15 protein-coding genes are annotated in these 11,361 nt (G+C 50.8%); 6 read left to right on the plus strand and 9 right to left on the minus strand.

What is annotated here, in order from left to right; genetic code table 11:
* The first annotated feature begins 262 nt into the window (after nucleotides 1-262).
* The 4 genes from ACP7D9_RS25990 to ACP7D9_RS26005 all read left to right on the plus strand — a co-directional run bounded on the left by ACP7D9_RS25990 (nucleotide 263) and on the right by ACP7D9_RS26005 (nucleotide 2,841).
* Nucleotides 263-1,180, plus strand: a complete 918-nt coding sequence (locus ACP7D9_RS25990; RefSeq protein ID WP_426160025.1) for a hypothetical protein — start codon at nucleotides 263-265, stop codon at nucleotides 1,178-1,180.
* A gap of 153 nt (nucleotides 1,181-1,333) precedes the next feature.
* Complete coding sequence (locus tag ACP7D9_RS25995) at nucleotides 1,334-2,104, plus strand: hypothetical protein (RefSeq protein WP_426160026.1); 771 nt, start codon at nucleotides 1,334-1,336, stop codon at nucleotides 2,102-2,104.
* Nucleotides 2,105-2,162: 58 nt separating this feature from the next.
* Complete coding sequence (locus tag ACP7D9_RS26000; protein WP_426160027.1) at nucleotides 2,163-2,519, plus strand: DUF6572 domain-containing protein; 357 nt, start codon at nucleotides 2,163-2,165, stop codon at nucleotides 2,517-2,519.
* A gap of 79 nt (nucleotides 2,520-2,598) precedes the next feature.
* The gene (locus ACP7D9_RS26005; protein WP_426160028.1) at nucleotides 2,599-2,841 is read left to right on the plus strand and encodes a bacteriocin immunity protein; all 243 of its coding nucleotides are present in this window, start codon (nucleotides 2,599-2,601) and stop codon (nucleotides 2,839-2,841) included.
* Nucleotides 2,842-3,105: 264 nt separating this feature from the next.
* Here ACP7D9_RS26005 and ACP7D9_RS26010 read toward each other — a convergent pair whose 3' ends face one another.
* The 8 genes from ACP7D9_RS26010 to ACP7D9_RS26045 all read right to left on the minus strand — a co-directional run bounded on the left by ACP7D9_RS26010 (nucleotide 3,106) and on the right by ACP7D9_RS26045 (nucleotide 9,432).
* Nucleotides 3,106-3,858: a hypothetical protein gene (locus ACP7D9_RS26010; protein ID WP_426160029.1), complete on the minus strand. Its 753-nt coding sequence runs from the start codon at nucleotides 3,856-3,858 to the stop codon at nucleotides 3,106-3,108.
* 133 nt (nucleotides 3,859-3,991) lie between these two features.
* A complete protein-coding gene (locus tag ACP7D9_RS26015; RefSeq protein ID WP_426160030.1) occupies nucleotides 3,992-4,753 on the minus strand; it encodes a recombinase family protein in 762 nt (253 codons plus the stop codon).
* A gap of 88 nt (nucleotides 4,754-4,841) precedes the next feature.
* Nucleotides 4,842-5,057: a hypothetical protein gene (locus ACP7D9_RS26020; protein ID WP_426160031.1), complete on the minus strand. Its 216-nt coding sequence runs from the start codon at nucleotides 5,055-5,057 to the stop codon at nucleotides 4,842-4,844.
* 32 nt (nucleotides 5,058-5,089) lie between these two features.
* Entirely contained in the window at nucleotides 5,090-5,311 is a 222-nt protein-coding gene (locus ACP7D9_RS26025; RefSeq protein ID WP_082149858.1) for a helix-turn-helix domain-containing protein, read from the minus strand.
* A gap of 812 nt (nucleotides 5,312-6,123) precedes the next feature.
* Nucleotides 6,124-6,765 carry a hypothetical protein gene (locus ACP7D9_RS26030; protein WP_426160032.1) on the minus strand — a complete coding sequence of 214 codons (642 nt, stop codon included), beginning with the start codon at nucleotides 6,763-6,765 and terminating at the stop codon, nucleotides 6,124-6,126.
* 91 nt (nucleotides 6,766-6,856) lie between these two features.
* Nucleotides 6,857-7,558: a hypothetical protein gene (locus ACP7D9_RS26035; protein WP_426160033.1), complete on the minus strand. Its 702-nt coding sequence runs from the start codon at nucleotides 7,556-7,558 to the stop codon at nucleotides 6,857-6,859.
* 626 nt (nucleotides 7,559-8,184) lie between these two features.
* Nucleotides 8,185-9,141: a tyrosine-type recombinase/integrase gene (locus ACP7D9_RS26040; RefSeq protein WP_426160034.1), complete on the minus strand. Its 957-nt coding sequence runs from the start codon at nucleotides 9,139-9,141 to the stop codon at nucleotides 8,185-8,187.
* Between the two features lie 66 nt (nucleotides 9,142-9,207).
* Nucleotides 9,208-9,432 carry a hypothetical protein gene (locus ACP7D9_RS26045; RefSeq protein ID WP_426160035.1) on the minus strand — a complete coding sequence of 75 codons (225 nt, stop codon included), beginning with the start codon at nucleotides 9,430-9,432 and terminating at the stop codon, nucleotides 9,208-9,210.
* A 293-nt stretch (nucleotides 9,433-9,725) separates the two neighbouring features.
* Between ACP7D9_RS26045 and ACP7D9_RS26050 the strand changes: the two genes are divergently transcribed.
* Nucleotides 9,726-10,181 carry a DUF2214 family protein gene (locus tag ACP7D9_RS26050; RefSeq protein WP_426160036.1) on the plus strand — a complete coding sequence of 152 codons (456 nt, stop codon included), beginning with the start codon at nucleotides 9,726-9,728 and terminating at the stop codon, nucleotides 10,179-10,181.
* Nucleotides 10,182-10,400: 219 nt separating this feature from the next.
* Here ACP7D9_RS26050 and csrA read toward each other — a convergent pair whose 3' ends face one another.
* Nucleotides 10,401-10,595, minus strand: a complete 195-nt coding sequence (gene csrA, locus ACP7D9_RS26055) for a carbon storage regulator CsrA (RefSeq protein WP_003179932.1) — start codon at nucleotides 10,593-10,595, stop codon at nucleotides 10,401-10,403.
* A 250-nt stretch (nucleotides 10,596-10,845) separates the two neighbouring features.
* Here csrA and ACP7D9_RS26060 point away from each other — a divergent pair, with 250 nt between their 5' ends.
* On the plus strand, nucleotides 10,846-11,211 hold the full coding sequence (locus ACP7D9_RS26060; RefSeq protein ID WP_122506441.1) for an SPOR domain-containing protein: 366 nt from the start codon (nucleotides 10,846-10,848) through the stop codon (nucleotides 11,209-11,211).
* The last annotated feature ends 150 nt before the right edge of the window (nucleotides 11,212-11,361 follow it).

Consider the following 11,361-nt stretch of genomic DNA (forward strand, 5'->3'; position numbering starts at 1 on the left):
AGCGGTGCACTGTGTGCTGGATTCTACTCTCTGATCGCCCGCCCCAAGCTTAAGCGTCTTTCGTTCGCGACCTATTTGACTTGACAAGTTTAATGTGGCAATAAGCTACTATGGGCATGACGGCATCGTTAAAGAGTTCCGTTGCCAAGATGGTGCGATTGCTTCATCGCTTCATTTATCTCTCCGTTGCTTGCAGTGAGCACGCGGTAATGAATTGGTGATCAGCTTTGTTGACCTAGTTTTCAGTTATGCAAAGGAATGTATGTCTCAGATATCGATCCCTCACGTTGCTTATCATCCGCTCGATCCGCAGCCAGAATTTGTAGCTCCCACGGCTCTCGCCGATTCGCTTAGGCTTCCTCCGGAGCGTTACTTAGATGATGAGCATCATGGCCGAGTCTACTGCCCAGACTGCGGTGTCATCTGCAGTAGGCGACCTCGCAAGACCCCCAAGAGAAAAGATGGAGTTTCTGCCTTTTACTTCCACCTGCCAGGCTTCGATATGGTCGAGTGCCCACATCGGAAAAAAGGGGGGGCTGGAGGCGGCGAGGACGGTGATGCTAAGCAGAGAAGAGCCATCAACCTTGTCACATTCGCTGGCTGGAAGAGCTTGGCGGACGATGACGAGCCTGAAGATGACGACGATGATTATCTCCAGCCAAAAAGGAAAGAGGCTCAGAACGGCTCTGCGGTAAGTGGTAGAGGAGGGTTCGAAAATTACTTCGATGCAGACGGAAATCTTTTAAATCCGGGGCGCTTCAAGACCGTTAAACGACTGGTGCAACTGGCTCAAGTAAACCTGAACATTGCTGTTCAGTTTGGTCAGGAGGATGCCATTCGGTTGCATGATCTTATCGTTTCTATTGAAAAAGCTCAGCGAAATATAAAGCCCTATCTGGGGAAAAGTTTCCTGTTCTTCGGTAAGCCTACATCTATTGTGAAAGGGGCATACGGCAGAGTTTTTTTCAACTTCAAATCTCCGGAACATGAACTTAGTGGTCACTGCGAGTTGGATATTTTTGAATCCCGTAGATGGCAGACCTTCGAAAGAGATCGTTATTACCTGTTCTACGGTCTGGTAGAGGGTGATGAAGAACATTCTATTGTCAGGGTGCTTGAGGCTGGTCAAATAGATCGAGTTCCTTTGACAGCTCGGCATCTGTTCGACGGGCTTCGGTAAAGCTTTAAGCTGATCTCCTAATTTGAGGTTTGCACTTGGCTGCTTTGCACTCCGTCAGTGCATAACGCTCCGTGGGTTACCACAAGCGGAGCGTTTTGATATTTGTTGATTAAGTATTTGAAGTTTGGCCGTCGTCTTGAGAGAGTGGAAAGTATGTCCTTTGAAGCTAAAGTGTTTAAAATATTGATTGCAAGTCCGGGTGATGTTGACGAAGAGCGAGAAGCCATCCCAGAGGTCATCTCTCGTTGGAATAACAACAATGCAGAGACAAGTCATGTGGTACTGCTTCCTGTGAAATGGGAAACGCACGCAGCGCCGCTACTTGGAGATAGAGCTCAGGGTGTAATCAACAACCAAATAGTAACAACCTGCGACATGGTCATCGGTGTATTCTGGACAAGGTTGGGCTCGCCCACTGGAGTAAGCGAAAGTGGAACGGCTGAGGAAATCGAGTGGTTCATCGAGAATGATAAGCCTGTAATGGTCTACTTTTCATCTCGGAACATTGATCCTAAGAATCTAGATATAGATCAGTACAAGTCTTTGAAAGATTTTGAAAAGAAGATGCAGAAGCTAGGATTGACTGGTTCATACACTAGTATCACTGATTTCAAGGAGCAGTTGCTTAATCAGATTTCGATCAACGTTCGTGCTCTGCTTCTTGGTACGCCCGCACCAAATCAGAAACCTAGAGAAGTGAAGGAAAAAGCTGCAACTTTGAAAAAGATCTTAAAAGAAAACAAAGTGTTCATGGAAGATTATGAGAAAGATGGTCAGGTAAAGTCGTTTGTTGTAAAAGGTGATACTAAGAGTCTAAAGGAACAGCTAAAAGGGCTTGGCGGAAAATGGAATAACACCCTTGGCGGATGGGTATTCTCCAAGGCTAAGGAGGTTGAAGTGGCCGCGTTCTTGAAAAATGCGTGATTGTTCAGGTTTTTAGCGTTAGGGCAGTGGACATCTCGCCGCTGCCCGGAAGAGCCCTGTGTCTCTTGCAGCTACTTCGAAGCTAATCAGCCGAACTAATGGCTTGAGGCATAAAAAAGGGTTGATGGCGGTGGAATTGCCGCCTCTGGCTCTACTGTCGGGAATGCTTTGCTTTGAACACCTTCTCGCGCTTCAAGAGAAGTTGAATGCGTACATTGCGTTCATAGAAAGCGGCGACATCTACACCGAGATTCCTGGCGCCCTTGGTAAGTCCCCTATCATCCGCATCATCGGCAAGTACGAGCTTTCAGAGCAAGGTGAACTGCTTGTTGATCGCGCTACCGAGGTGCTAAAGGAAGTGGGAATTGGCCTAGAGTTTGTACTTACACAGGACGATGTGGCAGAGAAAGAGTGATCGGCTGTGTGCTCCAAATCTTGGAGGGGGGTGGAGATCGAAACCACATCGACATACGTAGAATCGGACGACACTGGTAATGAAGATCACCGACTACGCCGAAGACGAATTCATCAGATTCATGCGCAAGCTGCTGGCTGAAAACAAAGCAGCAACTGATGACTTGTTAGATGTCCTGCTGGACCAATTCTGCGAAATGACTGGTCACCCAGACGGCACCGACTTGATCTACTTTCCAGAAGACGGGTCAAGCGGATCAGCAGAAGATGTTACGCGTATTGTAAAGGAATGGCGGGCTGCTCAAGGCCTACCGGGCTATTAGCCCAACCTTGGCTTTCTGATCCCGCTCCTCTGCATGCTGAGCTTCGAACTCTGTTACATAACTCAACCCTGTACGGGAGCTAGCACTAGTTGCACGAAGCTGGAGACACTGCTATCAACAGAACAAGCAGCGTTCAATCTTAACCAACTACGAAAAGTTCCAATGCTCACTTTCAGGTAAGCATCATCTTTTACACTGTCAGCCTAAGCGGTCATACTCGTACCATCCTAAATGCCATGCATGCAGAACTTTGAGGCGTGAAACCTACGTTCTAATGCTCGCAGCGTCACGTTCCAGCTCAAGATAACGCGCCCTACCAGCATTTGTCAGCTGGTACCAGTCTGGGCCATAGAAGTTGGCATGGCAGCTAATGAGATCACTCTCCGAAAGCAACTCTAACGCATGCTCCGTAGCATTTCTGGATAGACCGACGCCTCGAATTACTACGTCAAGATTCACTTCATTATCATTGTCGATAGATCGTCCAACGAACAAAAACACAGCGAGCTGATCTGGAGTCGCTTCCAGCGAAGTAGGGGCTGCTGCCTGTGCGCTTGCACTGTCGTTTGGTAGCAGTAGCCAAATAAGCGGAATGACGAAAGCGATCAACGCCACAATCTGCATCAGTGCAACCCAAGTCGGCATGCTCGTTTGCCCATTTAGCCATCCCCAAAAGAGCGAAATCCAACTCCAAAGTTTAGAAAGTACGGCTCCAAGCCCATCAGGAAACTTGCCTTCCTTTACCAGCGAGTCTCCTACAGGAGCGGCAATTACGCTCATCACGGCAGTACAAGCACCTAACACCCATTTCCACGACGCCATGCCGCTCTCCTGTAGGCAAAGCACTAAGTATATCAGAGCGGGCGTGGCGTATAGCCAGTATGGACGTGTGAAGGGAGCCTCATCCTGCAAAATATCCAGTCCCCGCGATTTTTTTTCATGCACTTCGATAGTCGTTTGGTTTTCCAGCTGGAAAAATAATCTGGCGACCCGTTCCACCTGCTTAACAAAAGCCATAGCCCCCTGCTGGAAACCGTGGCTTTCTGAAAATAAGTTGAAGCACTCTCAAAAACATAGACGACGAAGCCCCGCGTAGGCGAGGCTATAGGACATCGTGCAACCTTTATGGGGAGCCGGCCCCCACAAGAACCTACATGGCCCCTTCATTCGAAGGGAAGTGAAGGGCCAGGTTCTTCATCACGCGGCTCACTTGCATAGAAGACCACTGGCCTCCCCGGCTTGTAGTGATGCCCTTGCCGTTCAGGCAATCAGCAACCTGTTGGAGTGTACGACCACCCTTGCGGGTGCACAGGTCGATAGGATCACGCACAGACTCTTGCCATGTATTCACGCGCTGTTGAACTGCCACAGTGGCCTTGGCACGATTGGCTTCTGTACGGCCTTTATCCAGCGCTTCAGAACGGCGGGAAATCTTTTCAACAGACTGTAAGTCGCCAGCGTCCGCACGCTTCTTGAGGGCTGCTAGAGCTTCCTTGGTACGGTTGGCGATGAACTCACGTTCCTGTTGGGCAAGGGCTGCAAACAGATGGAGTTGGAAAGAATTGGCGGTGGGCATCGTTGCAACTTTGAACTCTGTTTCTTCCATCAGGCGGGCGATGTGGTGAACCGAACGGGACAGACGATCCAGCTTGGCGACCACCAGTTGTGCAGCCAGCTCTTTGCACACTGCCAGTGCCTTCTTGCCTTCGGGACGATCCTCAATAGCCAACTTACCTGAGACTACATCTACGAACTCACCAACGATGCTCCAACCATTCTGTTGGGCTGCACGAGCGATGTACTCACGTTGAGCTTCAAGACCCAACCCGCTTTCACCTTGCCCTTGACTGGACACACGACAATAGCTCACTACGTCGATTGTGTTGGTGGTGATGTTGGTATCGGTGGTCATGTTCCCGCCCTCTGAATTCCGTCTGAGGGCAATCATAACATTTATAGAATGGTCGTTCTAGAACTGTTATATCGAATTTCTAACCGTGCTATTTCCGCAGCTTAAGGATTCCAGCGGTGATAGCTGATGCATTCGCATCGAGAGTCTGCAATGCGGTGACGGCGTTCTCATGGGCTTCGCTTGAACCACTGGCTTTAGCCCACAAGGACAGTTCTTCTATAGCTGATGCAAGCGCATGCTGGTTATGGAGCAGAAGGGTTAGCACGTCCGCTGTGGCTATGTGAGCGTCTGTATTGTCTGTCATAGCTCATTCCTTGAGATTGTGTTTGTAGGCCGCTAGAGCCCTTGTAGCAGCTCTGACAGGGTCATTCCCAGTCCATCAGCAAGCACCTTTGCTGCATCTAGGCTGGGGTTGGCTGTGCCCGTCTCAATTCGGGACATGTACGTTCGCACGAACCCACAGCGATCAGCGAAAGCCTCCTGACTGAAGCCTTGACTGGTGCGTAGCTCTCGGATTCGTTGGCCGAAGCCCTTTCTCAAATTCTGATTTGGTTGCATACCAGAATCATGGTCGGATGCATCCCAATCGTGAACACACCAACTGATGACACACCAACTGATACGTTGGTATTCTTGTTGCTTACCTAGCTAGCACCTGACAGGGATGCCCAATGAACGATCGACTGTATTACCTGACCAGCCAGAAGAAGAATACCAACCACATCTTGCACCTGTTGCTGTGCATACCAACCTGTGGATTCTGGTTGTTGGTATGGGGTATCACGATGCGGAGCAACGACAGGCACAACAGAAAGATTGACTGGCAAATCAGTCAGATCATGGAGAGCAAGGTACAAAGTGGGAAACAACACAGTTGGGTTGAAACTGATCTAACATCCAAATGGTAATCCTGATCAGTAGCGGATTCATCCAAGCGACGCATCGAGGATTTCAACTACTGTTGCTCTGCCAGTGTGTTTGCACCGAAAACGAGAGTTTTCAACGAAACTCAGCCATGGCGTTACCGCCGACGATCCTTCGGATGTACTTCAGTAACAAACAAAAATCACACAAATCCAGCTCTTCGCTTGTGATTTTGATCTTACTCTTGTCTATTGGTGCAAAATCGAATCGGGACGTATTCGGTAGTATTTCCGTCAACGTTCGCTGAAAGTTATCGCACGTTACCTTCAGTGCAGCAGATCAAGAGCAAGAGGCAGGGTATGTGTTGATCCTTTTATTTACTGATGTACTGATCCGGAATCGGGACGATGCAACTTTAGTCTTCGAAGCGGGTTACCTCGCTCCGATGTCTACCTTAGGCATAGAGTGCACAAGTGAACCTTGTATAGTCTTTACAGACAAAAAGTTCACATGCACAGACTGTCGTACTCGTGATCAACTTCTTGAGTAGGTGCCTCAGTTTGGGATCGCTGGAGTACGCGCTCTTCCATCTTGCGCACTGCGTCCAGCATCTGCCACCCTTGTACGATTGGTCCAGCCGGGTGACTTCCTGTGACCATCGACAAAATTGTATCGCGTACATGCCATGATGAGGCGCTGGGATACAGTGCACAAATTTCTCCGTGCAGTTCATCGAGTCGGTCCCTCAGGACACTTGCAGCTTCGACAATTGCTGCTTGGCTTGATCTTGCGGCTTCAGGCTCCATCCAGTCTGGGCGGACAAATGCATCCTCGGGCAAACCTCGCTTGGTTTTCCGCTCGATTGCTTCAGGGATCATATCCCCCAAGGAGATGCCATATGCAGCTTTTATCTTGGTGCGGAACTCAAGGCGGGATATGCCTTCAAGACGAAGCGCCAGTGGAGTTAGCTCTTCCATTAAGAAATAGTGAGTATCGTAGACGGCAACGGAGTTCAGATTCTTCTTGCACCAGTTTAGGGTGATGCCATCACCGCTCAAGGCGAGCACGATCTCCGCATAAGTGCCGCCCTCGGTGCGCATCTGTAGTGCTTTGGTGCGAGTTGCAGACGTGATTTTGCTTCTTGTCATTTTGTTCTCCTTCTCCAGTTCATTGCATAGGCATAGCCTCGTTAGTAAAGGTTTCCGCAAGCGTTAACCTGCGGTGGTGCTTGGGCAAAAGTCAGTCTCGGATTTGGCGAGAGCAAGCTCGAAGTCGCTCAATCACTCGCGGATCAACTTTTCCTTCATACTCATTCGCGACCTCGGAGCAGTAAGCCGAGTACGCTGCCTGGCAAGCTTCAAACGCAGAAAAAATATCGCGAAACTTCCCCAGATAAAATTGTTTGCCATATTTCGAAAGGCGAGCAGTAAAGCCCTTCCCCCTTGGCGCTTCCTTGACGCCGATGGGCAAACTGCCGCGCTGGCTGCGGGTGTCACGAAACATCTGGTTGACCAACCTTGGAACCAGCGAACAGAACTCCGGCGAATAGATTCTGTTGAGCGGGTCGAGAATATCCTTATCCAACTCCACGTCAGGCGCGTTCGCATAAGGCTGGGAGACAAACCAATCAGCGAACTCTTGGAAGTCATGCCACTTCTTGCACACTGTGCATCCCGCATAAGCGGAAGCCCCAGCCTTGTAGCACCTGGTGAGCATGTCTTTCCATTTGCTGTGCGGGCGTCCTGTTGCCTCGTGGATTGGCAAACCGAGCATCCTGCGCCTGTCTGCCGAATTGTAGCCAACGCCATACACCAGAGTGTCGGCTGTCGATGGCGCGAAAAGCGGAAGCTCTTCCCCGAGGCCGTAGTCAAGATGATTTCCGGCCACAAAGGGCAGTACGTGGATGACCCTGATGGTATCGATGGTGCTGTGTTGCTGCATGGCGTTACCTCCGTTCAGTTGGAAAAAAATGGGCGAAAAAAAACCGACACATTGGTCGGCATCGGGCTCGTCATTCTTCTCTCTACAGAGGAGCAGGAACTCAGCTATTTGATGTCGTCGACCTCAATGTTGGTGGTGCTTCTACTGCGTTTGTCATGGGCTTCTCATGATCTGCTGTGACCGTCAGGTGGTGGTCAGCCAAAATTCAGGCGTTAAAAAACCTCCTGCGATTTCGTGCGTTTTCAGCACTTGCCACGTAGAGGTTTCTCGGCGATCTGTTCTGCCCAGTTTTCGGCAGACGGCTATAGTTTCACAACTACGCACCATTTGTCAAGGAGTAGTTGCGGCAGGCGCTCAGATGTGATTGTGATTTTTTTTTCGGAAAGCTAACCATTCAGATCCACGTAGCATCGTGCCATCTTGGATAAACCGGTTTCCAGAGGAGTGGAAGCGTCCTGCTTAGCCCAAGCGGTCAGTTGGCCCTGTAAACACTGGGCGGAATGGAAGTGCTCGTTCAGAAGCACGCGAATCTAGCACTAGTTTTAACGAAGTTTTCTGGGGTATTGGGCGGGTTTCTGCTGGCCGCCAACCCCAAGTTCGTCAAGGTTGGCAGTCCGTTCAGTTAATCAGTCGATGAGGTGCAGTACATCCCTGACGTTCAGGTGAGAGTATCTGGCGACGGATCGAGTGTCCCTGTGGCCCGAGACGATCATGATCTGTGCATTGTTGAATCCCTTCTTCGCCACGTTGGTGATTCGGGTGTGCCTGAGTTGGTGCAGCCTGACGCTGCTATCAAGTCCAGCCTTAATACGTGCAAGTCGCACCGCCTGCGAAACAGCATGTGGGGTTACGGTGAAAATCGTGCCATGTGGGTGGCGTTCTAAGGTGGCCATCAACTGGGCAAGTTCAAGAATCTCAACGGCTCTGCGGGTTAGAGGAACTGATCGTGTGCCGTTCTTTCCATCTATCACGTCGGCAATACGGTCTTTGAGATGCAGGCAGTCTTTCGTCAACTTCAGAATTTCTGATCGTCGCATGGCGGTCTCGTATGCCAGTTCAACAATGAGTTTCATGGTTGGTGAGAGCTTCGCGAGCAGCCGCTCTAGCTCGTTTGCACGGATCACCTTGTCAGAAGACCGGTCTGGTTTGGGGAGTGCGATATCACTAACAGGGTTGTGAATGTCGATCAGCAATCCGCGTTTGGCGAACCTGTAGAACCGCGACATGAATGCAAGCTGCGTCCTGCACGTGGATGGTTTCACCTTCTTCAGGCGCATGATCTTGAAGTCGTTGATCATCTGCGGGGTGATTTCGTGAATGGGCTGCGTAAAGTGTTTGCCCAGATGCTCCACGATCTTCAGTGCGTGCTCATAGCTTCCTTTCCCCTTGAGCATGGTTTCGCAGTAGGTCATGCCCAACGTATAGATGGTGTGGTGCTTGCGATCCATTGTCACTGCTTCGACCTGGCTCGCCCATAACTCTGCTTCCGCTTTGGTGCTGAAGGTTTTGGACTGCGGAGATCTACCCTTGACCCGTACCTGAGCGTTCCAGCTGCCGGACGGGAGTAAGCGGAAAGTGGCCATATTTGACGCCTCATCATGTGAATGGGCGTTCTGTGAAACCCTTGAGCACCATAGCTTGCAGCTTGCTCAAGCAGACATTGACATGGTGGGGGTCGTTGGTTCGAGTCCAATCGCGCCTACCAAACAAAATCCGCTCTGCTGGGCGGTCTGGAAGGGCTCACCGAAAGGTGGGCCCTTTTTTGTTGTCTTGGATTTGCGCTCGCGTTGTTTCCAGTAAATGTCGCCTCGCTCTGTCAGCTCTGCATTCAGTACTGTATCGGCTAAATGATCAAGCGCCATTTTGGTGCGCATTGATTCGAGTCCGTCTTGGAAAAAACCTGAATATTTAAAGGCTTACAGTTCTTTTTCTCCAACCGGTTATCGGAAAGGGTCTTGTCGCGTATTGTGAATTTAAGTAACATTCACCCCGCGTTCACCACCACGGTTTATGCATTTTTAAATCCCAAGCTTCCATCAGCTGCTTGGGATTTTTTTTGCCTGCGATTTGGCTTTGGCATCCATCCCTTCTTCACCTCCGAGCGAGGCGCGATCTTTTCGTCTACTACTGACTGGCCGATTTTCAGTTCTTTCAGAGGGGTGTGTCGATGCTGATTCACTGGGTTCTTGCGGCTGTTCATCTATTCGCGTTTGCTTTGGCTTTCTGGGCGGTGCTGACGCGCGGCAGAGCTTTAAGTCAGCTCTCGGTGGATGCAGGGGGCGTGAAGCGTATTTTGCTCGCGGATAACCTGTGGGGGCTTTCAGCTTTGACGCTGCTGGTCACGGGAGCGATGCGTGCCTTTGGTGGCTACGAGAAAGGCTCTGACTATTACTTTCACCAACCGCTGTTCCACCTGAAGATGACACTGTTGGTGCTGATTCTTCTGCTAGAGCTTGCACCGATGATCACTCTGATCAAATGGCGCATCGCAACATCGCGCGGTACGGCGCCTGATATCGGACTGGGGAAATTGTACGCGCGCATCAGTCACGTTGAGGCGCTGCTTCTGATGTTGATGATGGTCGCCGCGACAGGCATGGCGCGCGGAGTGGTATTTGCTTAGAAGGCGAAATTCTCCGCGCTCTATCAGAAACGTCCGACAGCCAGCTTCGGGAGTGAAAGGTAACATCGGCGCAAGGGGGGGAAAGTGGGCAAGCGAGGAAAGTCAGCATGCTTCAGGCGCCGTGCCCAGCGGTGTGGAATGCGGATGGCTAAACGGCGCGTGAATCTTTAGCCAGTCTTGCGCAGGGGCAAAAGGACTGGCTACGTGAGGCGGTGTGGCTCAGGGCGTTTGCGGCTTGTCCGGAGCGGTAAGGCCGGCCTGGATGCGTTGGTAAATTTCTTCACGGTGCACTGCCACGTTTTTCGGAGCGTTGATGCCGATGCGCACCTGTTGGCCGCTGACTCCGAGGATGGTGATCGTGATGTCATCACCAATGTTTATGCTTTCACCGACTTTGCGGGTGAGTATCAGCATGGTCTTCTCCTTGATTGCTTTGTAGGGCACCTGATTCAGACAGTGCAGAGGTCGGTGGTATCTATAGATTAGTGCGAAGTCTCACGGTTTGGGTGCCTCTTTCTGACGCGCAGATGCGGCATTAATTCCCAGGGCGTAACTATACAGAGGCTGCAATCATCATTCTCGTTGTTTTGTGCCCATTTTGCGGGGCTCGCGAAGTATTCATGAATGATAAGATCGCCGCTTTACGAATTCCGAGGAAAGCGTTGTGCGCAAATTGGTTTGGCTGGTAGCGGCACTGGCATTGGCAGGCTGCGGTGAAGGCAAGAATGTAGATGCGCCCAAGCCTGAGGCGAAGGTCGCGGCAGCGCCGGCGGCCGCTGCGCCCCAGTGGGATCTGGAAGTGCGTGGTGAAACCCCTCAGGCGGTCAGTGATCTGAGCGGCTGGTTGATCGAGCACGCTTTCGTTCCGACAGTCGTCAAGGATGGCAGCGGTAAAACACGAATTCTGATCGGTCCGTTCAACTCCCAGGCTGACGCCGAGGCGCGCAAGGTGCAGGTGGATGCAGCATTGGTAAAAGCCAAGAAACAAAATATTGAATCGGTGGTGATTGAGCATCCGCTCACGCCATAAACGAAGCGCCTTCAACACAGCTGAGCGCCGGTGTCTAGTCCTGAAATAGGTTTACACCTGTTTCAGTTTCAAAACGCCCGATGCACCGCATCGGGCGTTTTGTATTTCAGGGACAAATGAGGTCGCTTACGGTTATAGATTTCTATCGAT

Source organism: Pseudomonas sp. TSRC2-2 (assembly GCF_049897785.1).
Classification (GTDB): domain Bacteria; phylum Pseudomonadota; class Gammaproteobacteria; order Pseudomonadales; family Pseudomonadaceae; genus Aquipseudomonas.